This window comes from Natronosalvus amylolyticus, from assembly GCF_024298845.1.
GTDB lineage: Archaea > Halobacteriota > Halobacteria > Halobacteriales > Natrialbaceae > Natronosalvus > Natronosalvus amylolyticus.
Genome location: NZ_CP101156.1, coordinates 2803732 through 2829331 on the forward strand (window position 1 = coordinate 2803732; position 25600 = coordinate 2829331).

The following is a 25600-nucleotide window of genomic DNA, read 5'->3' on the forward strand; positions in this document are numbered from 1 at the left end:
ATAGCGGAACGGGATGGTGTCGAAAAAACAGCGGGCAGTCTGTCAATAGCGCTCAACAGATCGGTGTAAACTCCCCACTTCCAGGGGATTCTCTCCCGCCAGAGACGATTTGCAGTTCGTTCCCGGGAGACACATCCGGGTGGAGGTATTGGCCAACTTCGACGGTTCTCGAGCAACTGACGTGGAACTCGTCGTCTGGATCTTCCTCTCCGTCTTGAACGACGCGGATTCGCTCTCCATCGACGTAAAACCGGGTTTCCGGTGCGCCCTGGGTGAGTAAATCCAGCATGAACGAACTCCCACCATCGACGTCGTCGTCGAATAATACGACCCAGTTGTCAGAATCACCAGTGGTTCGTTGTTCGACTTTGATCTCCTTATCGCCTCCCGTATTCTCGAGTTCCAGCTGCGTCAACCGACCCATATCTCCATCAGGGTCACACACGCTACAATCCGGTAACTCGTCCCCATTGTCGGGCTCGGGACAGTCGACGTCCGCGTTGATGCGGATCTCGTTTTCGAGCGACGCTAACAACTCGTCGCCGTCGGACAACCCGTGCGTTCGCGTTTTGATCCCGACACAGAAACAGTCCCCGAGCTCGAGAACCTGCCTATTTTCCTCGCCAATGAGCGACCGATCGTCATCGTCGCCGACGTAGAACTCGACGCGACGGTCGCCCTCGTACTGTCCCTCGTCGACGCGCGGCCACGCTTCGCTGTCCGAAATCCAGACGCAGACGTCTTCTTTCCCCTGGTTACAGATCTGGAAGACGTTGTGAAACCACGTCCGAGAGTTCGAATTGACTCCGTCCCCGAGCGGCGAATCACCGATGGTCGGGTTATCCGGATTCATCAGGATCTCGAGATGGCCGTTCCCGTCCGGATGTGCGTAACTCCCGTTTGGAGTCGGCTCATCGCCGCCGCATTTGTCGAGTCCCAGGTATGCGTCTCGATCTTCCGCAACCGCGATCGTGACGTTCCGGTTCGATTCGACTCGGCTGAACGCGCCGGTTCCGAGCAGTGCGCTCCCGCCGAGGGAGGCGCTACCGACTCCGATCAAAAATTTTCGTCGTTCCATGGTATTCCCCCACGATAGCGCGTGGTGTGCTGGACTCTCGCCATCCCGTCAGATATGGATTCACTCGTTGTCGGCCGACCAACCAGATCGTACCCGAACACAACCTTTCTTTGCTCGTCTCAAGACCGTGCAAACGAAGCCACAATTCAGCACCAGCGCCGGAAATTTCGACCGTGGCCGTGACTATTCTCGAACGTTTCAGCCCACAGCGTCGGGGTGCTCAACGAAGGCTTGAGCCATGGTACCGTCTGCATAGATATAGTCCGGGCGCTCGTTCCTCGAGGTACTGGGGGCTTAGAGGGTATGAAACAGCACGATCGACACGCCGGGATCAATGCCCACGATAGACGAACGGCACCAGCAGCGGTGAGGGAAAACCAGTCGACAGCAGGTGGTTACTCGTGATAATCTGCGCTCACTGTGAGACGTCTCAGTTTCTCCATATCACCGAAAGCACCATCGAATTCGATAACGGCGAGATGAGTACGCTCGAGGAATCCTATCACTGCACGAAGTGTGATGGGAACGGCGTTTACTGGTATTTTTTCGAGAAGGAGTGTGTCAGTGGCTCCGTCGAACTGACCGACGAGCGCCCTCGGATGATTGAACAGTGAGACTCGCCGAGACGATATTTGTTTGTTAGCACGCTAGAAACGATGATGGCAGAGAAGGGTTCGCGTAGCCGCTACGACTACCCCGTGAACGTCACCATCGCTATTCTGTCTAACCGCGTACTTTCGCAGAGACCGACTGTACGTTGATTACGAAGTCCCGTTCGAGAGGCGGGAACCCTCACCCGCAACGAAGACGCGCTCGTGACGGCGGAGTAGGGTGGGGCGTTCATGGAGAAGTGACTACATCTATCTAGCGCGTGAACTAAAAAAGTTAGCCGTCAAACGTTTTTATCTGGTGAATGACGGTGGGAACGCACACTGAGCGAGGTCAGTGTACTCTTTGGTTTCACCAACGACGTCACTCAGCTCTCCGTTGGCGAGGTCGACGGTGTACCAGTTCCCGTTGGTTCCAACACCCGAGCCAGCCTGGTGGGCGTAGAGTATCCCGTCCGGACCGAACGCGATCTGCTTGTTGACAGCGTGTGAGGTCAGATCGACATCGGAGTCGCTCGCGTCTGCGACCACGTCAACGGTATCGATACTCGAGCCACTCGCACTCAGTTCGACCTCGATGAACTGTGCGGGACTGCCGGAACTGGACGTGCTAATGTAGGTCGTGGTCCCTTCAATTGCGACGTCGCCCAGGTTGATCGAGTCGATTCCGAGATCACCAACCACTTCGTCATCGCCGTTCCTGTCCACTCGCCACAGGTCGGACGATCCGTTCGGGACGAAGTAGTAGTGGCCCTGCATGAACCACGCTGCACCAGCGACGGCGCTTCCGGTTCCTATCTGACCCAGGGTTTCGAATCCGGAGCCATCGTACACATGAAGGTCACCGTTTTGCGTGGTGAAGTACCAGTTACCCTCATCATCGTCGAACGCCAGGCCGTTCGGATAGTACTGCTCGTTTTCGTCGAAGCCGTCTAGGTCGACGATATGGCTTGTGTCCGAGAAGTTCGGGATGCCGATCGCTTCGATCTGTTGTACACCGGTCCCCTGGGAGATGCCGTAGATCGGACATCGTTCTTCGGGATCCGAGAAACAGAGTCCATCCACGTCGGCCACGATCTCGATCGTGTTATCCAGCGCCTCGAGCAACTCGGCTTCCTCCGAGAGGCCGTAGCTTCGCGTCTTGATTCCGACACAGACGCACTCGCCGAGCGGAATCCCGATCGCGTTCTCCTCGCCGATGAGCGAACGGCCGTCGTCAGCGCCCAGGTAGAACTCGACGCGGCGTTTGCCAGCGTCTGGTTCTCCTCCTTCGACGCGGGGCCAGGATTCACTGTCCGAGATCCACACACAGATGTCTTCTTTCCCCTGATTACAGATCTGGAAGACGTTGTCGAACCAGGTCGTCGAGTTCGAGTTGATGCCGGCTCCGAGATAGTTGTCTTCCTCCCCGTTGTGGGTCGGATTCTCATCGTTCATGAGAATCTCGAGATGGCCGTTCCCATCGAGGTGTGCGTAACTGCCGTTCGGCGTCGGATTATCTCCGCCACACTTGTCGAGGCCGAGGTACGCGTCCGGATCTTCGGCGACTTCGATCGTCACCGATCGTTGCGATTCGACCCGGCTGAACGCGCCCGTACCGAGTAAGGCACTGCCGCCTATGGATGCGCTCCCCACCCCCATTACGAATTGTCTTCGTTTCATAATTGAATAAGTCCGGTATTTTCTCCTGAATGCTCAGGCTGGATTCTGGGGTTCTTCGCCCGCACCGGGTGCGTCGGCAACGATCGTCACGTCACCGGTAACTAACGGCTCGTCCTCCGTGGCATCGACGCCGTACGTCTGCGTGACGATTTTCATCGTCTCGCACTCGCCGGTTTCGAGTACCAGCGCCTGGAATCCGGGTGCCTCCCAATCGTCGCTACTATCCATCACGATCGAATTTCCGTCCTCGTCTCGAACGTCCGCAACTGGAGTCCCCTCGGCGTTAATGCCGTTGGGCGCGCTCGAGTGGAACTCGAGTCCGGTGACGTCGATGTACACGGTCGCGGTGTCCTTGCCGTTGTTACAGATGTCGAACATGCCCTCGAAGTACGTCGTCGAGTTCGAGTTGACACCGTCACCCTCTGGCTGGTCTGCGATGTTGACCTCGAGGTGTCCGTTGTCGTCCAGACCGACGTAATTGTTCGAATTGGGCGTGTCCAGCGGCACGAGTCCGAGGTAGGCCTCGTCGTCCGGTGCCACTTCGATGTTCACACTGCGAGTCGATTCGACGCGGCTGAACGCGCCCGTACCGAGGAGCGCGCTGCCGCCGATTGCTGTTCCGCCAACGCCGACTAGGAAGTTGCGTCGTTTCATTGTCTTGCTCCGAGACACGGTTTCGCTTCGCCCGTGTCCCTTGCTCGAGGCGTTGATTGCAACCGTCGTATGTATTCACTAATTGTCCATTTCGACCCGATAGCATCCGGATATTGTCCATTTTACGCCCAGGTTGGGCTGAAAACGGGTGTCAACAATGGGGGGTTGGATGGGAGTGTGATCAGCATGTCAACGTTCTATGAAACCCTGTAGTGGTACACACCAACGTTTCGCATGCTGGCGTGGAGACCGCATCGGAACAACGACTACCAGAAACCGCCAGCATGCTATCGGGTAGAGACGAAATATCTTCTCGATCACGACCTTCGAGAGTCGCCACGTACCGGTGGCTGCAACAGGGGCAGTGGCGATGGTTGTAGGGACGGTGGCAGTAGTAGCTATTCTCGTGTTGGTAGCAGTGGTACAGGGAGTAACAGTGACCAGGGTTCTGGCAACTGAATTCCTACCCGAGACTCATCGCATCGAAAGCGAACACAACTAGTCGTTTTCTTCTGGTTCCTCGTCGCTCGCGTCAACCGCTTCGACGCCCGGATCGGTTTCGCCATTCGAGTTCAGGTTGTCCTCGAGACGCCGTTCGTCGCCGTAGTCTTCCGCTTCTTGGTCATCGAAGATGGAGGATAACTCGTCGAAAGCAGCCTCATCTCGAGTCGAGTTGTCGCTATCCTCGCTGTCTCTGTTCTCGAAGAACGGGCGATCGCCGGCATCGTCGAAGAGGGGCGGGTCGCCACCGACCAGGACGCCATCTCCGACGCCCTCGTCAACATCATCCGATGCTGCCGCTCGACGCTCGTTCTCGCTGACGTCATCCGTGACACCGTCACTCATCTTTATTCTCGAGGCCTGTTTCGACTCGAGTGAGTCCGCCGCTTCGTTTCGCTGCTCACCTCCGACTGCGGCTTCTCTCTCATCTTCGTCAATTTCGTTGTCATCTTCAGGCGTCCGATCCGCCGGTTCGTACACGTGATACACGTCCCCCTCGACGACGTAGTACGCACCCTGTTGGGGATCCTCGATTACCCGCCGATCGGAGTCGATGGCCACGTCAACCAGCCCTTCGAGATTCGCGATTTCGATGCGCGGCCCCTCGAGGTCGGCTTCCTCGACTCGGCCCACGCTGATCCAGTCGTCGAACTCCTCGCGCTGGCTGGCGGCCTCGAGCAATCGTCGCTCGTCGTCGGTGACGGCTAACAAGTCAGCGTGTCGTCCGTAGCCGAGCGTCGCAATCCCGACCAGGCCGAATACCACCAGCGCGAGCGACCCGTACGATCGGAGGGGTCCGTAGCGTTCGTCGATTTCGACGGTCTCGGTGAAGGTCCGCTCGCCCACGTTCTCGGTGTTAGTCTGGACGCTGTACGTCGAGCCAGTCGGCTCGAGGACGTACTCTCCCACGTGTCTGTTCGAGATCCGTTCGCCGTTTACCGTCCCGGAGACGGTCGTTTCGACGACGACGGTGGCTTCGCTGGTCCCGGGACTGGCCCCGAGGCCGCTCTCGATCGCCTCGATTCGTGGCTCCACATCGCTCACGTTGAGGTCGAACGAGAGTTGCATTTCCTGGCCCGGTTGCAGCCCCTCGATGCTATCCCGTTCGAGGCGTTCTCGCTCGCTCCAGTAGACGTTCCCGTCGTCGTCGACCGACTGCAGCACGAGGAACACGTCGACGGTGGTATCGAGCTCGCCGTCGGGCGCTTCGTAGGCGTATGTGTACGTACCCTGAAGCTCCGGAGAGAGTCGAGTGTAGTACAGCCCCTGGTTTCGCAGGGTCTCCCCAACGGGGAAGACGGGGTTTGCCCGTTGAATCTCCGCCTGGTGGCTGAGCGTCGGCTGCTCTTCCCAGGTACCTGTCGGCTGGGAGTCCTCGATGGTAGCCGGTGCGACGTGTGGTTCGTACGCCAGCCAACCCCCTGCGACGACGATCGCGATGAACAGCCCGACCAGGAGCAGGAATCGCCGGTCGAGCAGCGCACGGAGCCGAATCTGTCGTCGGTCGTCGGTCGTCAACTCGTCGGGTGAATGTGTGCGTGTCATGTGTTTTATCAATCGAAGAAGCCGCCGGTTCGAGATCGAGCCCGTCGGCGGAGGCGTATTCTGTCACTGGTACCGCCGAAAAGCCGCCAGAAAACGACCAAGGGAGTTCCGATGACGGTGTTCACGGCGAGGTAGGGAATCCATGGGTGAACGACGTACAGCGAATCGATTATCCTCGGCGGCAGGATCAGCAGATACCGGTACTCGGTCATCGATTCGACGTGATAGCCGGTGTCGTCGTCGGCGTGGAGGGTTACCGTCGAATTGGCCGACTCGTTGGCCGCCAGTCTGTGTTGTTCGGGTTGGGTTTCGATACCGCCGCTACGGGGCTCGAGGTAGGTAACGACTGGAACGAACCCGCCGTTGTGGACCGTGTACTCGAACTCGTCGGTCTCCCCGACGGGGATAATCGTCGGATTCGCAGAGCCGCTCCCTTCGGTGCTGACGATGCCGTAGCTCTCGGTTCCCGCCGGCATGACCATCGCTGCAGTCGCACCGGCACACAGGAGGATGACACACGCGACCAGGAGATAGCGCGAATCGATAACGCCCGAACGATCGCGTGAGCGTTCTCTCGAGGCCGACCGGTCGCGGTTTCCTTCCCCAGCCAGTAGACTCGCACCGAACAGTATCACGCCGCCGCCGAACAGGAGGTACGTCAGTTCCGTCGAGCCGAGCCGTTGCCAGCCGAAGATGCCGGCAATCGTCCCTTCGACGGTCTGCATCCCGTCCTGGAGCGCCATTACACCTGTTCCGAGGTGCGGGAGACGGACGACCTCGCCGTTGACCTGCAGTGCGACGGCCTTGACCTGGCCGTCCGTCACCGGCGGTTCGTTTCGACTCTGGTCGGTGAAGGGGTTGGCATCACCCTGTGTAATATACCCGTTTTCGTGGACGTCGACGACGCGGTGAGTTGTCGGCGCACCGCCGTGCAGTTCTTCGGCTTTGAACGTCACGACGTCGCCCTGTTCGACGTCTCCGGCGAGTGCGGCGGGGACGGCGACGAACCCGTCACCCGCCTCGAGCGTCGGTTCCATGCTTCCCGTTTCGACGTACGCGAGCAACACTGGCTGACCAAGGACGTAGCCCAAACCGAGCGATACCACTAAAACAACCAGCACGAACGCCACGGTGTATTCGGCGAACCTCTTGAATCTCATCGTCCCCCCCTATTTTGTGACGGTGGAAATCCGCCGCGCCGATCACTCGGTTTCGGTCGCGTCGGTTCGACCACCGTCAGTTACTGTTCCCCCCGCTCGAGTCGTTCACTCCCGAGTATTTTCTCGACCTAAAACGGACTCCTGCTTATGTATACTCACGTTGTACCTACGTTCTGTTTCACCAACCGGAATCTCGGATTTTCACCCGGCTCGAGCATTCACTCGTAATTTCAGCGGGGGTAGATAGAGTGACAATGTCTGATTACCGTCACACTACGAAAGGTGAAGCATTGTCTATGGGTCCTCTCCCTGCTCGCTCATTGAGGAAAGGTGCTTTGCGGCTCGGTTACGCTACAATACCAACAATCGTCCCCGACAGATCTCCGACGTCTCGAGCGATACTAATCGGTACTCGCAGTTCCCAGGGGTTGAGAACGGGTTCGTACAGTCTGTCCTGTATCGGCTCATCCGAACAGTCGATCGAGTACCAGCCGCTGGACGAGTCCTTCCTGGCGCTTCCCGGCAGGTTGGACCATGACCGCGGTGACATCGACGACGTCGACGAGCCGGTCGCCGGGTCTACCAAAGAGCGCCCCGGAAAGCCCACGACGCTCGGTGCTAGTGACGAGGAGGTCTGCGGCGTTCGCAAACCGGGCAAGTGCTGCCACGCGGTCGTCGCTGCGAAGGATTCGGGAATCTGCCGTCACAGTGAGTATCCGTCGGAGTTCGTCGTGGTACTCCTGTACGACCTGTTCGCGCCCTGAGGGTGCGTCTTCGGGGATTGTCTGTAACAGTGTGAGCGTGGCGCCGGTCTCCTCAGCGATGGCATCGGCGACCAGTAGTTTCTCCGGGTCGTACACTCCACGCTCGGTTGCGACGGCGATTTCCTCGACGCCGTCGAAGCCGCGGTCCTCGACGAGTAACACGCCACAGGGCGCGTTCCGCAACACGTGTTCGTTGACGCCTTCACTGTACAGTTCGTGTAACTCCTCGACCCGTCGCTCGAGGACGATGAACGACTGGTCTTCGAACGAGGCGAACTCCACGATTGCGGGGCCGACGTCTTCGGTGGTGACGGTTCGGAAGTCGATCGGTGGGCTCCGCGTCGGTTCGGGACCGGTGGCGACGGTTTCGGCAGTCGACGCTGCACCGTTACCCGTGCGAGCGACCGGTTCGTCGGCGCCCTCACCCTGTCGGCCACCGTTCGCCACGGTCGTGTCACCCTCGACGTTCGGAGACAGGTGCGCTTTGCGTGCCCACTCGGGGGGTTCGTCGTGGCGGGAGGTGGTGTCGCTGGCGGTGAACACACGAGGTGGAACCTGCTTGAAGTTCGTGACCGTTACCGAACCCTCCCGAAGTGCCGACAGGTCCAATCCGATTCGAAGCATGTCGAGACGTGTCTCGACCGGTGTTTGCTCCGTAATCGCAACGAGCGTGTCGTACCGTCGTCCTTCCGCAAATAGCTCTCGAGTTCGCTCGAGGGCTGCCTCACCGACGTTCCGACGCACTTCTGTGCGGGCGGCTCCCTCTCGGTCGGTTCGCGGGCGAACGTACAGGTAAAAGTAAATGATAGAAACCCCAGTGATGAGCGCTGCGCCGGCGAGTGGGACCGTACCGAGTTGGGTGAGGACCACGAAGCCACTCGCCATGCCGAACAGCTGCATCCAGGGGTAGAGCGGGGCGGTGAACGGGGGGCTGTAGTTGTCGATCGCTCCTTCGCGGAAGCCGATCAGTGCGAGGTTCACCAGGATGAAGACGATGATCTGAAACGCGCTGCCGAACTTCGCCACCTGATCGATAGGGACGAAGACGACCAGCAAGACGATGATCGCACCCGAAACCGACACAGCGAGGACGGGCGTGTTGAATCGGTCACTGACACGCTCGAACGCTCCCGGAGCGAGTCCGTCGCGGGCCATCGCGAATGGGAATCGGGAGGCGGACAACAGTCCTGCGTTCGCGGTCGATGCCAGCGCTAACAGGGCCGCAAACACGACCGCGACGGTTCCGGGAAGCCCTAGCGTCGCGTCCGCGGCCAGTGCCATGATCGCACCCTCCCCGTCCGACCGGAGATCGCCAGCGGCGATCGCTGCGTCGATGTCGATGACGCCGATTGCGACGTAGACGACGGCCACGTAGAGGGCGGTGGTGAGAAGGAGCGAGCCGATCATCGCACGCGGGATCGTTTTCCCCGGGTCTTTGACCTCCTCGGCGACGGCAGCGATCTTGATCACGCCGGCATAGGAGATGAACACGAGTGCCGTTGCGGCGATCAATCCACCGGAGCCGAAGTTGAACGCGCCGGCTGTGCGCTCAGGAGAGACGTCGGGGACGCCACCGGCGATGAACCACGCGAGTGCGACGAGCATCGCGCCGACGATCGCGAACTGGAGGGTTCCCGCACTTTTTGTACTCACGATGTTGATGACGGTGAAGAGGATTGCGAGCGCGACGGCAATGACGAGGATGTACTCCGTGAGCCAGGGGGCGATGAAGACGATATACGGCACGCCGCCGACGAGCGCCAACGCACCCTTGAAGGAGAGCATAAACCAGTTACCGACACCGGCGATGGTGCCGAGCAACGGACCCATACCGCGCTCGACGAACACGTACGAGCCACCGTCCTCGGGCATCGCGGTTGCCATTTCGGCGGCAGAGAACGCTGCCGGCAACACCAGCAACCCGGCGATGAGAAACGCCAGTACCACGGCCGGCCCGTCGACGGTGACGTACGCCACGCCGGGCAGAATAAAGATGCCAGATCCGACCATCGCGCCGATCGCGATAGCCATCGTCGATAACAATCCGAGGTCGCGTTTGAGTCCTGTGGGCACGGTTTTGAACCGATCGGACGACTGCGTCCGTATCTAACTCTGCTAGCGATTGATCGAGTTAGACGGCTTGGCCTAACTGTGAAAAGTAATACAGGACTACCAGCGACGACCTGAACGTCGGATTCGTCGCATCGAAACCCCCGTACCGTTTATCACCATCAGCGTTGTACAGGAGACGACTATGGCGGGTGACCGTGACATCCGCGAGGCTGTTCTGTCCGGGGATACCTACACGCGTGCAAAACTTTCGACCCGACAGGTGTTCCCGATATCGCTCCCCTGGCGGATACGGGCGTGTATTCTGACACTCCTCGTGACCGCCTTCGTCGCGCCAGCGACCGGCGCACGCCGCCATCTTATCGGGTCGCTCGAGGGAGAGGTCGTCGCGGGCGGTGCGCTCGAACCGGCCTTCGCCCTGATCGCACTCGCAGGTGCGCTCGTCACGTTCGTGGCTGGCGTATTCCTGGTCGGACTCCAGTACTGGGCGGCGACCGGGGAACTCACGCTCGAGGAGGCAAAGCGACTCCTCTGGATTGAGGACGCGGCAACCCTGCTGGCGCTCTCTCCGGGTATCTCGTTCGTCTGGATCGGTGTGGGGCTGTCGGCGCTCGGTCTCCTCGCGCCAAAACTGGCAGCGGGGCTGTACACCCGAGGCGTGCGGATTTACATGACTGGGTCGGGTGTTGCGGCTGTCGACGTCTGGTACACCTCGGTCATCGGCATCGGGTTGGCCGTGGTGTTGACCAGCATGTGGTGGGAGGTCAGGGGGGCGGTCGCGGCGAGAGACGTACTATCGAAGGCGAAATGATTACCACGACGCCATCTCATCACTCCGTATGAACGCATATGCCCGCTGGTTCGTCGAGCAAGAGCGCTTTTATCGACTGATGCTCGTCGCGGTCGTCCTCTTCGGCGGAACGATCGCCGCCACCGGGGCTGTCACTGCAAACGCCGTCCTGCTCGGGTTGGGAGTTTTTTGGATACTCGGTGGCGGTGTCCTCGTCGTGGTTCTCGCGAACCGGGACACAGAAAACGAGGGGGGTACAAGGAAATTCGATTAACCGGCGAAAATGCCCGGTTCGGGGGCTCTATCCCTTCTCCAGCCAAACCTGTATGGACTGTTCTTTAACTTTGTTCGGGCCGCCAACACATCTAGGTATGTCACTGCCAACCGAACTCGCGTTCGCCGCACAGCGAATTGCCCTCGAAAACGGGCTCACACAGGCTGAGCTCTTCGAGTACGTCTTCGACGACACGGCTCTCGCCCTGTCGTTCGTCCTGAACATCGCCCTCGCCGGTTTCACCATCCTGGGAATCGCCTACCTCGGGCGGAACCTGACCGATCCGCGGTCGAAGATGATCGCCATCTCGCTGATGCTCATCTCGGTCGTCTCGATCTCGAGCTATACGGGGCTCACATCGGGGCTCACACTGAGCGTCATCGAGATGCCGAGCGGTCACCCCGCCGAAGGGACGGTGACGGCCGGCGAAGACGGCGTCCTGACCATGTGGGGACGGTACCTCACCTGGACGTTCTCGACACCGTTCATCCTGATCGCCCTCGGGATGATCGCTGGCTCGAACTGGACGAAGATCCTCACAACCGTCGCTTTCACCATCGCGATGTGTATCACCGGCCTGGCAGCCGCGTTGACCACCTCGAGTCTGGTCATGCGCTGGTGGTGGTTCGTGATCAGTTCGATCTTCTTCCTCGTGATCGTCTACGTCATCCTCGTCGACTGGACGGCCGAGGCCCAAAAGACCGGAACCGGAGACCTGTTCAACACCCTCAAACTGCTCACCGTCGTCGGCTGGTTCGGCTACCCGATCCTGTGGGCACTCGGCGTCGAAGGGTTTGCAATCCTCGACGTGGCCATCACCTCGTGGGGCTACAGCATCCTCGACATCATCACCAAGTACATCGTGACCTTCGTCGCGATGTTCTACGTGATCAAAGAACCCGACGCGATCACTGGCGGCGCCGACTACGGCTCGAGCCTCCCCGGATTCACGCCGGCTGACGACTGATCGTACACTCGAGACCACGCCGGCGGGAAACTGATCCCGAACCACGCCGGCGGGTAACCGATCACGCTGGCTGCAGCACAACGACGAACTCGCCACGACCGTCGTCGAGCCGCGAACGCACACTCGAGGCCGCTCGAGACCTGGGCCACGGATGCCTGGACGCGTGTTACGCCTCCCACGGACCGCCTCGCAACACGTTTGCCGGGGGCCTCTCGTAACATTCAGACGGAAATCCTCGAAACAGCCATCAACACACCACCGACCCAATGACTGCCCCACTCACGTACTTGCAGGTGCATATGCTGTTCATCGTCCCGCCCATCCTCGTCCTCGGGTGGCTCGCCTACAGACGTGAGGAGGCCTGGTGGGGTCCAAAGCCGCTCTCGGGCCTGGCGATCATGATCGTCCTCGCCGTCGTCTACACCACGCCGTGGACCAACCACCTCATCCCGGCCGACGTCTGGTGGTACGGCGAGGGGGCGGTCATCGCCAGGATCTGGCACACGCCGGTCGAAGAGTACCTTTTCTTCGTCTTACAGCCGATCCTGACGGCGTTCTGGCTGTTCCAGATCCCGCGCGTCGATGATCGGTCGCTGTGGATCCCGACCCACCACCGCGTAGTCGGTGGGCTCGCGGGGCTCGCCATCTGTGCCGTCGGACTCTGGCTTACCCGTGGGACGTCGACGTACTATCTCGGGTGGCTCCTGGCCTGGGCCGGCCCGATTCTCGCCATCCAGTGGAGCTTCGGGATCACCTACCTCTGGGGGCTGCGCCGTCACTGGTTGCTCGCCGTCGGCGTGCCGACGCTGTACCTCTGGGCCGTCGACTGGCTCGCTATCAGCCTCGGGGTCTGGGTCATTTCCGGCACCCACACCGTCGGTCTCAGCCTGCTCGGGCTCCCTATCGAGGAAGCGCTGTTTTTCCTCGTGACGAACGTCTTCCTCGTTCAGGGAATCGTCCTCTACCTGTGGCTGCTCGAGCGAGCGCACGAGGTGCCGACACTCGCCGCGGTGGTCGAGCGGTCGATAGATCCCAATGGACGCTGAACTCCCGAATCGGGAGCGTCAAACCGACGGCGTCCCTACCGTCACGAGCGTGAACGCTCGAGAACGAACCCGGTCGTGGGCCAGACGGGGTGCACTCGCGACCGTCCTCGGGGGCGTCTTGCTCTCGAGTGTCGCCGTCGTGCTGTCGCTCCCGATGTGGATCCAGTTTCTCCCGTTTGCGATCAGCGTCGTCGTCTTCGGCCTCCCTCACGGCGCGGTCGATCACCTCGTTCTCCCCAGAGCCCGCGGTGAACTCCCTCGCTGGCGGTCGGTGCTCGGCGTTGGCATCCTCTATTTCCTGGTTGGTGGGGCCTATACCGTCCTGTGGCTCCTCGAGCCAGCCGTCGCCTTCGGCTCGTTCATCCTCGTGACTGCCCTCCACTGGGGACAGGGGGACGTCTACGCTCTTCGGGTCTTCGAAGGGACACCCTATCTCGAGTACGGCCTGAATCGCACGGGTACCCTCGCCGTCCGTGGTTCGATTCCGATGCTCGTTCCGCTCGTGGCCTTCCCCGGCGAGTACGAGCGCGTCGCCACGGCCATCGTCGGCCTGGTCGATCCAGACGCAGTGACGGCTCTCGAACCGGCGTTCACGACCACGGGCCGGACCGTCGTCGCTCTCGGCCTCGGCACGGTGATTCTCGCTACCCTCGGGCTGGGGTACCTCCGCACCGACGACAGGGGGACCTGGTTCGTAGACGCCCTCGAGACTCTCGGCCTCGTCGGATACTTCGCTCTCGTGCCACCGATCCTCGCTATCGGTCTGTACTTCTGTCTGTGGCACTCGCTGCGGCACATTCTTCGAACGATGGTGCTCGACCCGGTCGCTCGCGGGGCGCTCGAGGATGGCGACAGCCGACGCGCCTGGCGTCGATTCGCCCGCGACGCGGCACCGCTCACCTTCGGTGGGCTGGCCGTCATCGGGTTGCTCGTCCTCGTCCTCCCGCGGACACCGGGCGGTCTGGATGAGACGCTGGGGCTCTACCTGATCGGTATCGCCGTGTTGACGCTCCCTCACGTCGTCGTCGTGACGCTGCTGGACCGGATCGAAGGGGTCTGGCGCTGAACCGCCCTGGAACAGGTGCGTGTAAATTGTCGATACTTGTGCCAGCCTGGGGCCACGACTGGTATTCCGACTCCGAGTCCGCCCACGCCTCGAGCGACGGGTGACGACGTACTATCGTTGTGACATATTACCCGACCTCCGTCAGAAACCACTCATTGGCGTTGCCGTCTCGGTACCAGCGACCGGACACGAGGACCGCATTGGTGTCGTACGGACGTTTCATTACTCGTTAGTGACGATATCGACCGTCCAGTTCCCGTCCGCTTCGACGTTGATCCAGCAGACCCCGCTCGCAGCGTACGACCGGGAGTTATCGAACGGTCCAGTCTGATTGACGAGTTGCTCCCAGCTTCCATCCCTACCGTAGCCGTCGACGATGAAGGGACCTTCACCGTCGTGTGTCACGTCGAGACTGAGTCCGCCTTCGGCCCACAGTGGGCCGATGAACCCCGATCCTTCGCCACTCGTCTCGAGTGGCGGATCCTCGAGATCGTCACTGTGTACTTCGGGTTGTTCGAGACTGACCGACCACGGCCCGTCCGTATCGACCTCGAGCTTGTAGGTTCCGTCACTGACGACCAGTATCGACTCACCGCTGTCTCCGTTCGCCGACGTAACCAGCCGTTCGTTTGGCACCTTACCGTCGATAGCTTGCAGTTCGACGACGAGTTCGCCATCGCTCTCGTGGGACGCGGTGAGAATCCCTTCGGAGAGGTCGAACGGCTCGGTTTCGCCAGATACTGCTCCCTCGAACCGGTGGGTGTGTCCGCTCTCGAGGATTTGTCCCTCGGGCCGCGACTCGTTTTCCGCTTCGCCATCACTGTCGTCGCTCTCCTCGATTCCGTCGACGAGGTCGGAGGGTGTGATGACGTCGAGTCCTCGGTGCTCGATGTGATCGAGGAGATGTTCGAAGTCGTCGAGGGACATGGCATCACCTTCGACGTCTTCCTCGTCGAGGATCGGGGGGATTCTAATCACGGTGAGTTGACGATACTGATCGCAGAGGTTGATGTGGCGACGAACGCCGTTGCGGAGTGCGGGTCCCCAGATGACTGGTGTCATGTGCATTCCGGTTGGCGGGGCACCGGCCGGGCAACTCCCGAAGAGGAAACCGGATTCGTGGAGCTCTCGAACGATGGTGTGGGTCGTGTCGTCCATTCGTCGCCAGTCGGGCGCAAAGAAGTGGCGCGCCCCATCCGGAAAGCCGTGATCTGCAAGGGAGTTCCGGGCGGTGCCAATAACCGTTCGTTGTCGGTCTTCCGGCTGTTCGGTGATATCTCGCTCCGAGCGTGGATACGAACAGACGTCCCAACCGCGGTCTCGGAGTTGCCGTAATTCGGGGAAATCCACTCGTCCCTCACCACCAACCCGTCCAGGGTCGACGGGAACTGCACCGGCCCAGCCGCGTTCCTCGAGCAATTCTGCGGCAATCTCGTAGTGAGAGTCGTGTCCGCCGTAGAACGCGAGAATCGCTTTTCCGTTATCGACGGCCTCGGTACGTCGGAGGTCATCGACGACGATTCGAGTTGGGCCGCCCTCGGGACCGACTGCGACGATGTTCAGTTGGCTCACGTCCGAAAGAACTGGTTCGCCCTCTGGTTTGTGTTCGTACCCACAGTCGAGTCGGAACCACCCATCGAATTCGTCTGGTATCGGCCGGACGGTCGTCAGCCGTTGGTCCCGCGTCGGTGCGATGAACTCGACGACGACGCGACTCACTTCCTCGGCCTTTATCGCCACCGAGGTATCCCATCCCTCGAGGTCGAGTCCCTCGGGAAAGAAGCGCCGCATCTCGGCATTTTCGCCGTCGCTTTTCAGGACTGCCGCCTGTGAACCGGTCCGTGCCTCGTCCGGGGCGGCTTCGATGTGGCCAGTTCGTGCTTCCCATCGGTCGAGGTTCTCGAAGTCAGAGAGGACCTCACCGGTATCGATGGCTGGCCATCGCACGTCGCTACTTTCGGCCGTACTCTCTCCGTTCGAATCGCTTCCGTTCACGGTGTTTTCGTTCGGCTCTTCTCCGGTGATCTCGCTCGTTTCGTTGGGGAGATACTCTGTACACCCGGCCAGTGTGGCCGATGTCACGCCGAGTGTTGCCAAAGCGCGTCGTCTGGAAATCGTTTCTCTCATGTTGTCCGTTCGGTCCACTTCGCGGCATTTGGTGATGGATTGGATAAGACCGGTTCAACTCGTAGAACAGTTCGTCACGGTGACTCGAGTGTGGCTGGTGTGGCCGGTTTGGAACTCACCACGGCCGAAACCGGGTTTATAGACGTATTAAACGGTGTATCTGCTGGGGAACCGTGCTGAAACCCCTCGAGAGAACGTGGCTCGCCGTTCTCCCCATCCGTCTCTCAGCCATCTTTCGCTTCCGAGGAAGTCGTTTTACTCGATATTAATAATCACCCCGCAGCCACGATGCTCGAGTATCTCAATGAAAGCTACCGTATCGAACGACGGGCAGCACCCGACCCAGGACGGGGACCGAATGGAAGCGTTGCTCATCGGTATCGACGCTGGGTGTCTCTCGGTGTTTGATCGCCTCGCAGAAGAAAACGTCATTCCGCATCTCCAGTCGCTGCTCGAGGACGGCGTGGCCGGTCCACTCGAGTCTCAGGTGCCACCATGGACGCCGAGTGCATGGCCATCGATGTTTACCGGAGTGAACCCTGGAAAGCACGGTGTCTACGGATTCACCGGCTTCGACGGCTACGATTTTCACGTCGTCAAAGGCAATGACGTCAAGGCCCACCGGCTCTGGACGCTGCTCGATCAGCACGACCGCTCGAGCGTCGTCGTCAACGTCCCGGTGACACACCCGCCGGACGAGATCGAGGGGGCCATCATTCCGGGATTTATCGGCCCCGAAAACCCACCGTGTCACCCTGAGGGCATCCTCGACGACGTACGCGATGCGATTAGCGAGTACCGTGTCTATCCACGCTATTCCAGGGGTGACGACTCGCTCTCGGATGCCGAAAAAATGGACGAGTACTGTACGCTCGTTCGGATGCGTGGCGAGGCGTTTCAGTACCTCTCCGACCGGTTCCATCCTGATTTCGGCTTCCTCCAGTTTCAGAAAACCGACACGGTCTTTCACGAGTTCGACGGCGACTGGGAGAAGGTCAAACAGGTGTACGCCGCGACGGACGAACAGATCGGTGCGGTTCTCGAGGCCTGTGATCCGCGACGAGTGTTCGTCGCGAGCGATCATGGCATGGGGCGATACGAGAAGCCCGAATTTCGTGTCAACGCATTTCTCGAGGACGCTGGCTACCTCGAGACGACTCTCGGCGGCAAGGGGATGCCGACGTGGAACGTGATGCGAGACGACCTTCGAGACGGCGAACAGGCAGAAACGTGGGAGCCGAGCACGACCGAGCGTCTCGCGGCCTCACTGGCGAGCGTCGGGATAACGACCCACCGAATAGGACAGGTGCTTGAACGACTTGGTCTCGTGGATGTGGCGAAAGCACGCGTCCCCGATGGCGTCGTCCGCACCGGCAACGAACAGGTGGACTTCCCGGCGTCCACGGCGTACGTTCGTGCGCGAACCGAACTGGGCGTTCGAATGAACGTCGAGGGACGGGATCCTGCAGGAAAGGTTCCTTCGGCAGAGTACGAGACCGTTCGCGCCGAACTCATCGAAGAACTGGAGTCGGTGACCGCTCCCGATGGCGAACCTGTCTTTCAGGAGGTGGCTCCCCGGGAAGCGTTTTTCGAGGGGCCGTACACCGACCGAGCGGTCGACATCGTTACCGTCCCGAACGACTTCCAGCATTTCCTGTCGGCCCAACCGTCCGAACAATACTTCGTCGAGACGACCGAGCCCTGGAACCACAAACTCGACGGCATATTCGTCGCCGCCGGCGATGGAATCGACGAGACACGATCCGTGGATGCTGCTCACCTGTTCGACATCGCACCGACCATCCTCGCGTCGCTTGACGTTCCGTATAGCGACCGAATGGATGGTCGCGTCCTGCCAATCGTTGAACCAACCGAGGCCATAGCCTACCCGTCGTACGTATCCACGGAACGGAAGTCCGTGGATTCGGCCGTCGAAAGCCGACTCGAAGAACTGGGGTACGTGGAGTGATCGTTCCGATAGCGACGACCTTACGACGAATCGTTTGGATGGCACAACGAACCAAAACGGCACGACAAAGACCCACACCATGACGTATACTCTCTCACTGAAACCGGCTATCGATCTCTACGGCCAGCACGATCCGAGCGCAGCGCTCTTCGCCGATGGCGAACTGTTATTTGCAATCGAAGAAGAGCGACTGACTCGGGAGAAACACGCCGTCGACACCTTCCCGGAACAGGCGATTCGGGCCTGCCTCGAGTACGAAGCTATCGAACTCGACGACGTGGAGAAGATCGTTCTTCCATACCAGCCGAAACTCCGACGAAAGATCCTCGGCCACTATCTGCGGAACACGTTCCAGCTCGATAGCAATCTCCGAAAGATCTCACACCTTCAGAACGTCGCCAGAGACCTGTTTATGGCACAACTCGCGCCGACTCGTCTCGTCGAAAACCGCCTCGAGGGAATCGGTACGCCGGTCCCCCCGATCGACTGTCGACCACACCACGAGTGTCACGCGGTGAGCGCGTTCCACCCGTCGTCGTTCGACGAGGCGATGGTACTGACTGCCGACGCGAAAGGCGAGTACGATTCGACCGTCGTCTGGCACGCCACGTTCGATGGGCTCACTCGAGTCCGGACGTACGAGCATCCGAACAGCTGGGGGTTGTTCTACGCCGCCATCACGAACTATCTGGGCTACCGGATGTTCAACGGCGAGGGGAAAGTAATGGGGCTCGCTCCGTACGGCGAGGAAAACCCCGAAATCGAGGCCTTGCTCCGTCGAACGATCGAGACGGGCGTCGACTACGACGTGACCGGACTGACCGGGCGCTGGGGAACCGAACACGGCGTCCGAGCCCTCGAGGACCTGTTCGATCGCCCACGGTCGACGACGACCGAAACGTTCGATCAGTTCGAAAAAGACCTCGCCTACACCGCCCAGAAGCTACTGGAGGAGTCGGTTACGTCCATTGTCCAGGAGTATACCGGTCAGATCGATACGGGCAATGTCGGTCTCGCTGGTGGCGTCATCCTCAACTGCAAGTTGAACAAGGCCATCATGGAACTCCCGTCGGTCGACGAGCTGTTCATCCAGCCGGTCGCTCACGACGCTGGTCTCGCCCTGGGCGGTGGCTGGATCGACCGTCACCCGGACGAGGTCGCCCCGATGAGTGACGTATATTTCGGTCCACAGTACGAAAACGACCACATTCGCCAGCTTCTCGAGACGAACAAAATCGCCTACACCGAACCGGACGACCTCGAACGACAGGTCGCCGAACTGATCGCGGATGGTGCACTGGTCGGCTGGTTCCAGGGTCGCCTCGAGCTGGGGCCTCGAGCGCTCGGTAACCGCAGTATCCTCGCGGACCCGCGAACGACCGACTCGCGCGACCGAGTCAACCGCTTCGTCAAGCACCGAGAAGAGTGGCGTCCGTTCGCCCCGTCGATGACCAGATCTGCGGCCGACGACTACCTCGAAAACGCGACGGAAAGCCCGTATATGATCAAGACGTTCGACGTGAAACCCGAGCGCCGTGACGAGGTAAGTGCGGTCGTCCATCCGGGTGACGACACGACTCGGCCACAGACCGTGACCAAAGCGCAGAATCCGCGTTACCATCGACTGCTCACGGCGTTCGAGGAGATCACCGGCGTTCCGGTTCTCCTCAACACCTCGTTCAACGATCACGCCGAGCCAATCGTCAATACGCCGACAGAGGCGCTCAAGGACTTCTACGGGATGGGGCTCGACGTCCTCGTCCTCGAAGATCTTCTCGTGACGAAGCCTCATTCGAACAGCCTCGAGTCGGCTGGGATAGCGGACGGTCGGTGCCTTTAGTGACCGTATAAGAAAACGTGGCTGGGGACGAGCGCCACCCATGCAAACCGTTATTCTCGCGGCCGGACAGGGAACCCGAATGCGCCCGCTCTCCGAATCGGTGCCAAAGCCGATGTTGCCGGTTACGAGCAAACCACTGGTAGCACACACTGTGGAGGCGGCAATCGAGGCCGGGGCCGATGAAATCGTTCTCGTCGTCGGCTACGGGGCCGATGTCGTCCGTGATTACTTCGGAGACCGGTTCCAGGGCGTTCGGATTCGATACGCCGTACAGGATCAACAAGACGGAACCGCAGGGGCGCTCTGGGCGGCAAGTGAGTATCTCGACCCCAGCGAACCGTTCGCGGTGATCAACGGCGACATAGTCTTCGACCGGCCGTCACTTTCGGCCCTGTTTGCGGCCGGTCCGGCCGTCGGGTCAACTCGCGTCGAGGAACCGTCGAACTACGGAGTCCTCGAGGTCTCGGGTGGAACGGTCACTGGCATCGTCGAAAAGCCCGATGACCCACCCGGAAGGCTCGCAAACGCGGGTGCGTACGTCTTTCCTCCAGCGGCCTTCGCGTGTCTCGATGTCCGTCGGAGCGAACGTGGCGAGTACGAACTCACCGATATACTGAGTCGAGTGCTCGAGGACGAGACCATCGACGTCGGTCACGTCGAATTTGGCCAGTGGCTCGACGTCGGCCGTCCGTGGGAACTGCTCGAGGCAAACGAGCGGAAACTGGCCGAACTGGAGCGCGATATCCGCGGAACAGTCAGTGACGACGCCGAGATTTCCGGCACGGTCGTCGTGGAACCGGGTGCGACAATCCGATCGGATGTGGTTCTCGAGGGGCCAGCGCTGATTCGGTCGGGAGCGACCGTCGGGCCGAACGCGTACGTTCGGGGGGCGACGCTCATCGGTGAGGGCGCCACTGTCGGCCACGGCGTCGAGATCAAAAACAGCGTGTTGATGGCGGGGACCAGCGTCGGCCATCTCTCTTACGTCGGTGACAGCGTTCTCGGACGGGACGTCAACGTCGGTGCGGGGACGGCTATCGCAAACCTGCGCCACGACGATCAACCGATCGAAATGATCGTTTCGGGAGAGCGTGTTTCGACCGGTCGGCGGAAGTTCGGGGTCGTCCTCGGCGACGAGGCCAAGACGGGTATCAATACGAGTCTCAACCCCGGTGTACGACTGTCGTCGGGTCAGACGACTGTGCCCGGAGAGAGCGTATTCTCCGATCGGTAGCCCAGAGTGTTGCTCTCGAGTTCGGTTTCGCTCGAGTATCTCCGGCCGTCTCGCAATCGAGCTTATCGACTCTATAGTAATCCTCCGGCGGGGGGTTGAGAGGGTATTCACATGTTTGGAACGAGCGGTATTCGCGGTACTGTTGGCACCGACGTCACGGCCGAACTCGCCCTCGATGTGGGCCGAGCCCTCGCCTCCGAGGGGTACGAACGCGTCGTCGTCGGACGGGACGTCCGACCGAGCGGTGCTGTGCTGGCCGACGCGCTGATGGCCGGTGTCAGAGAATGTGGTGGCACCGTCCTCGAGGTTGGAGTCGCTCCCACACCGACAATCGCCAGAGCAGTTTCGTGGACGGAAAGCGATGCGGGCGTCGTCATCACGGCCTCGCACAACCCAGCAACGGACAACGGGATCAAACTCTGGAACCCCTCCGGCAGGGCGTTCGATCCCGAGCAGTGTGAGACGATTGCAACCCGTCTCGAACGAGGTACATTCACGCTCCAGCCCTGGGACGGCCACGGCTCGAGCGAACCGGTGGAGAACGCACTCGAGCGTCACTCGAGGGAACTGAGTGAGGCCGTTTCACTCGATACGTCGCCGAGCGTCGTCGTCGACGTCGGCAACGGAACTGGCGGGATCACTGCTCGTGTCCTCGCCGATCTGGGGTGTGACGTCGTGACGCTGAACGGCCAACAGGACGGGAGTTTTCCGGGGCGTCCGAGTGAGCCGACACGGGAGACGCTTGGCGATCTCGCGTCTTTCGTCGAGTTGAGCGATGCAGACCTGGGTATAGCTCACGATGGTGACGCCGATCGGATGGTCGCGGTCGACGAGACAGGAACGTTCGTTCCGAAAGACGTCCTTCTGGCACTCTTTGCCCGTGAGACGGCAACCGTCGGCGACGTCGTTGCGGTTCCGGTCGACACGAGTATGGCTGTCGACGATGCCCTCGAGAGCGTGGGTGCCGCCGCCACTCGTACACCCGTTGGTGACGTTTTCGTCGCCGACCGAGCCATGGACTCGGACGTCGTCTTCGGCGGTGAGCCGAGCGGGGCGTGGATCTGGCCACAGGAAACGCCGTGTCCCGACGGGCCACTCGCAGCCTGTAAGCTCCTCTCGCTCGTCGCCGACCGTGGGCCGCTCTCGACGCTCGTTTCAGCAATCGAGACGTACCCGATTCGTCGGCAATCGATCGACGTTACCGACAAAGCAGCGGTTATCGGCCGTGTACGCGACCGCTGTCGTCAGCGGTACGCCGACGTCGACTCGATGGACGGCGTCTACGTCGCTTTCGAGGACGGATGGATGCTCGTGCGAGCGAGCGGAACCGAACCCGTCGTGCGGATCACTGCCGAAGCGCGAACCGATTCGCGGGCAAACGAAATTGAAGCCATCGCGGTCGACCTGCTGGAGGCAGCAACGAGCAGAGAATAGCGGGTCGAAATCTATCAACGGGAGTGGAAAACGTCCGGAAATGGACACATTTTTTCGAGAGGTGCCGGTTCGACGCAGTGAAACTGGACTTATCGGTGGTATAAATATGGCCGTCGATTCTCTGGTCTTCAGCACCACTCGTCAATGGGATTTACTACAACCGTCCATCTGGTCCACGACGAACTCCCGCTGGTGCCGACTATCGAAGTACACCCCGATCTAATACTTCGATACGAGTACGGGGAAACACTCGAGGACCGACGTCTGTTGTTCGTTTCTGCCTTTTGTGAGGAGCGTTCTGACCTCGAGCGGTCACTGGAGGCTGACCCCACCATTTCGAACCCAACTCCGATTGCCACGTTCGACAATCGGACGATCTATCGTCTCGAAACCGAAACCGATCTCGAGATAATTCCCGGCCGATGTGGGACCGACGGCCTGTTCGTATTCACCGTTACGAGCGGGGATGGGGGATGGATCGTCCGTGGATACCTTCCTGATCGAGACGCACTTTCGGCGTTTCGGGCGCGTTGTCGAGAACGCGGCATCTCTTTTCGCGTGACGCAACTGTGTGATTCCTCGTCTGCGGACGAGCAAACCTATTACCTGACCGAACAACAGCGAGAACTACTCATGATGGCGTACTATGCCGGTTACTTCGAGGTCCCACGGACGATTACACAGGACGATCTTGCCGAACGCCTCGAGATTTCAGATTCGGCCGTCTCTCAGCGAATCCGTCGAGCCGTCTCCGAGTTGATAGCGGGCACGCTCGAAAATAATCGTGAAGTTGACATACGCGGTTGACCTGCTTTGCACTGGGTCTGTTAGGTGGTGTATATCGGAACCGGACCGTTCGTTGACTGTGATACAATTTGGAATTGTCGTGGTTAGGGCCCCGAAACGGACAATCCTCTGAGATCGCCTCTCGCCTCATTTCACTCTTTCTCGACCGTTTCAATGTGTACAACTATCAGATACGCTCGTTCTGTGCGTAAGTTATCAATTATGGTACCATAGTAAACTTAAAAACTTGCTATCCGAACCCACAGATACTGGGGTTTGTTATACCTATAAAGCAATGACTATCAATGTCGGAACGAAGTGAGATGCGGTGTGGACGTTCTCGGTGCTCTCGGCCAGCGGATACTGTTGACGATCGGACGACACTAGATGATTCGACGGCTTCGACGCAGTCGCGACGGACAGTATTGCAAGGAATCGCAGCGACGTGTGCGGCAGGAATCGGATTGACGTCCGTTGCGAGCGCGACAGATTCGTACACACACTACGAGGATCAGTACGAAAACGTGGTTAACGTCGTCGAAGCCGGTGCTGACAATACCGGCTCCGAATCGATTACCTCCGTCCTCGAGGACGAGCGAGCCGACAACACGTTGTTCGTCTTCCCGGAGGGGCGGTACTTCATGGACAAGCAGTTCAGGTTTACGGGTTTCGAAAACGTCGGTTTCGTCGGGGACAATGCGACGTTAGTCCCCGCGAATTACTACGATTTTGACGGCCCGCAGTACCGGCTGTTTCGTCTCGGTGTCTCCTATCGTCCAGGGAAACGGCTTCGATTCGAGGGTTTCGAGGTCGATCAGACGGCTTCCGATACCGGTATCCGGACGATTGAAACGTACATCTCCGAGCGACTCGAGGTTCGGGACGTTATTATTCGCGGCCAACACGATAGCGGCACCTGGGGGCCAGGATTGTTCAATATTACCGAGCCGAACGGCTGGGGAATCGTCGAGCGATTCCGTGCACCTGACGGGGGTGAATGGGTCGATAACACGCCGATGGCCGGAAACCGCTGGCGTGGACCGATCGGAATCGAAGCGAATCAGAACCGTGGCACGCTCGAATTCCGCCGGTGTGCGTTGGGGGCGTTCCCGAACAACGGACTCTACGCGGCGGGCGGTGACGGAAAAATAATCGTCCACGGTGGCTATTATAGTAATAGTAACGGGGCAAACGTGCGCGTCGGCGGTGATAATAGCGAGATACGGTGGCCGACGGTCGAAATCGACGACACGCGACCGGAAGATAAGACCCAGCGTGGTATCCGCATCGAAAACGGGCGTGAGATCGAGATTTACGGTGCGGCCGTCGAAATCTCCTCTCCAATGCCGACCAGTCACGCCATTTCGGTGATGAACTCCTGTGAGAGTGCACGCATTGCAAACACGCGTCTCCAACTCGAGGGATCGACGGTCAACCACGGGATTGTCATCTCACCGGATGCTGGTGAGGTAACCATCGCCGATACGGCGATAACTCACGAGACGGCCGGTGGGTATCCGCTGTGGATCAGAAACAGTGACCGGAGCGAGCGGGTGCTCGCCGAATATCTCACTATTTCGGGCCGGGCCGGCGACGAAGGTGGGTTCCGTGACGGCATTCGCTGTGAACGGGACAACTGTCGGTTCAGTCACGTCGAGGTGATCCAACACGGTCGAGACGGCGTGGATCGAAACGCTATCGTCAACATGGCCGCTGATTTGACGGTCTATCGAAGCAAACTCCGGGCCAGTCAGTATCCGTACATCGACATCGGCTCCGATGCACTCGTTCGTGACTCCGACCTCGAATCCTCTGGTGGAAGACACGCTGTCTGTCTGTATCCGGAGTCACACAGCCCCTCGTTCAAAAAGAATCGCCTCGTCAACGGGATTCGAGACCTTGGCGCGACCGACGTGTTGACCTGGGAAAACACGTATTAGTCCCACTCCAGGCGTCGGCCCGTACGCAAAATCGAGGATTTTCCACACGGGTTCGGACCTGGAATCTCACTACTGCCGGGTCGTG

The 25600-nt window shown here is 60.0% G+C and carries 19 protein-coding genes; 12 read left to right on the plus strand and 7 right to left on the minus strand.

Annotation, left to right across the window (positions count from 1 at the left end):
• Nucleotides 1-52: 52 nt before the first annotated feature.
• Nucleotides 53-1078 (minus strand): DUF1102 domain-containing protein, encoded by a 1026-nt coding sequence (locus NLK60_RS13140; RefSeq protein ID WP_254808225.1) that lies wholly within the window; start codon nt 1076-1078, stop codon nt 53-55.
• Nucleotides 1079-1479: 401 nt separating this feature from the next.
• Here NLK60_RS13140 and NLK60_RS13145 point away from each other — a divergent pair, with 401 nt between their 5' ends.
• On the plus strand, nt 1480-1692 hold the full coding sequence (locus NLK60_RS13145; RefSeq protein WP_254808226.1) for a hypothetical protein: 213 nt from the start codon (nt 1480-1482) through the stop codon (nt 1690-1692).
• Between the two features lie 288 nt (nt 1693-1980).
• On the opposite strand, the gene NLK60_RS13150 is transcribed toward NLK60_RS13145, so the two are convergent.
• The 5 genes from NLK60_RS13150 to NLK60_RS13170 form a co-directional block, all read right to left on the minus strand.
• Nucleotides 1981-3348 (minus strand): DUF1102 domain-containing protein, encoded by a 1368-nt coding sequence (locus tag NLK60_RS13150; protein ID WP_254808227.1) that lies wholly within the window; start codon nt 3346-3348, stop codon nt 1981-1983.
• Between the two features lie 33 nt (nt 3349-3381).
• Nucleotides 3382-4002 carry a hypothetical protein gene (locus tag NLK60_RS13155; RefSeq protein WP_254808228.1) on the minus strand — a complete coding sequence of 207 codons (621 nt, stop codon included), beginning with the start codon at nt 4000-4002 and terminating at the stop codon, nt 3382-3384.
• Nucleotides 4003-4500: 498 nt separating this feature from the next.
• Entirely contained in the window at nt 4501-6048 is a 1548-nt protein-coding gene (locus NLK60_RS13160; RefSeq protein ID WP_254808229.1) for a DUF5305 domain-containing protein, read from the minus strand.
• A gap of 8 nt (nt 6049-6056) precedes the next feature.
• Nucleotides 6057-7208 (minus strand): signal peptidase I, encoded by a 1152-nt coding sequence (locus NLK60_RS13165; protein ID WP_254808230.1) that lies wholly within the window; start codon nt 7206-7208, stop codon nt 6057-6059.
• Between the two features lie 464 nt (nt 7209-7672).
• Nucleotides 7673-10045 carry an APC family permease gene (locus NLK60_RS13170; RefSeq protein ID WP_254808231.1) on the minus strand — a complete coding sequence of 791 codons (2373 nt, stop codon included), beginning with the start codon at nt 10043-10045 and terminating at the stop codon, nt 7673-7675.
• A gap of 181 nt (nt 10046-10226) precedes the next feature.
• Here NLK60_RS13170 and NLK60_RS13175 point away from each other — a divergent pair, with 181 nt between their 5' ends.
• From NLK60_RS13175 to NLK60_RS13195, 5 genes are all read left to right on the plus strand, one after another.
• Nucleotides 10227-10853, plus strand: a complete 627-nt coding sequence (locus NLK60_RS13175) for a hypothetical protein (RefSeq protein ID WP_254808232.1) — start codon at nt 10227-10229, stop codon at nt 10851-10853.
• Nucleotides 10854-10881: 28 nt separating this feature from the next.
• A complete protein-coding gene (locus tag NLK60_RS13180; protein WP_254808233.1) occupies nt 10882-11106 on the plus strand; it encodes a hypothetical protein in 225 nt (74 codons plus the stop codon).
• A 97-nt stretch (nt 11107-11203) separates the two neighbouring features.
• A complete protein-coding gene (locus tag NLK60_RS13185) occupies nt 11204-12073 on the plus strand; it encodes a bacteriorhodopsin (RefSeq protein WP_254808234.1) in 870 nt (289 codons plus the stop codon).
• 266 nt (nt 12074-12339) lie between these two features.
• A complete protein-coding gene (locus NLK60_RS13190; protein ID WP_254808235.1) occupies nt 12340-13119 on the plus strand; it encodes a lycopene cyclase domain-containing protein in 780 nt (259 codons plus the stop codon).
• Nucleotides 13109-14185 carry a Brp/Blh family beta-carotene 15,15'-dioxygenase gene (locus tag NLK60_RS13195; RefSeq protein ID WP_254808236.1) on the plus strand — a complete coding sequence of 359 codons (1077 nt, stop codon included), beginning with the start codon at nt 13109-13111 and terminating at the stop codon, nt 14183-14185. Before NLK60_RS13190 ends, NLK60_RS13195 begins: the two co-directional genes overlap by 11 nt.
• A gap of 222 nt (nt 14186-14407) precedes the next feature.
• Here the strand turns inward: NLK60_RS13195 and NLK60_RS13200 are convergent, their stop codons facing one another.
• A complete protein-coding gene (locus NLK60_RS13200) occupies nt 14408-16312 on the minus strand; it encodes a polysaccharide deacetylase family protein (protein WP_254810490.1) in 1905 nt (634 codons plus the stop codon).
• 304 nt (nt 16313-16616) lie between these two features.
• Between NLK60_RS13200 and NLK60_RS13205 the strand changes: the two genes are divergently transcribed.
• From NLK60_RS13205 to NLK60_RS13230, 6 genes are all read left to right on the plus strand, one after another.
• Complete coding sequence (locus NLK60_RS13205; protein ID WP_254808237.1) at nt 16617-18281, plus strand: alkaline phosphatase family protein; 1665 nt, start codon at nt 16617-16619, stop codon at nt 18279-18281.
• 79 nt (nt 18282-18360) lie between these two features.
• Complete coding sequence (locus tag NLK60_RS13210; RefSeq protein WP_254808238.1) at nt 18361-20121, plus strand: carbamoyltransferase family protein; 1761 nt, start codon at nt 18361-18363, stop codon at nt 20119-20121.
• A gap of 40 nt (nt 20122-20161) precedes the next feature.
• Entirely contained in the window at nt 20162-21355 is a 1194-nt protein-coding gene (gene glmU / locus NLK60_RS13215; protein ID WP_254808239.1) for a bifunctional sugar-1-phosphate nucleotidylyltransferase/acetyltransferase, read from the plus strand.
• Between the two features lie 111 nt (nt 21356-21466).
• Nucleotides 21467-22789 (plus strand): phosphoglucosamine mutase, encoded by a 1323-nt coding sequence (gene glmM / locus NLK60_RS13220; RefSeq protein ID WP_254808240.1) that lies wholly within the window; start codon nt 21467-21469, stop codon nt 22787-22789.
• A 144-nt stretch (nt 22790-22933) separates the two neighbouring features.
• The gene (locus NLK60_RS13225) at nt 22934-23596 is read left to right on the plus strand and encodes a helix-turn-helix domain-containing protein (protein ID WP_254808241.1); all 663 of its coding nucleotides are present in this window, start codon (nt 22934-22936) and stop codon (nt 23594-23596) included.
• 302 nt (nt 23597-23898) lie between these two features.
• Nucleotides 23899-25515, plus strand: coding sequence for a right-handed parallel beta-helix repeat-containing protein (locus NLK60_RS13230; RefSeq protein WP_254810491.1), 1617 nt, complete (start codon nt 23899-23901; stop codon nt 25513-25515).
• The last annotated feature ends 85 nt before the right edge of the window (nt 25516-25600 follow it).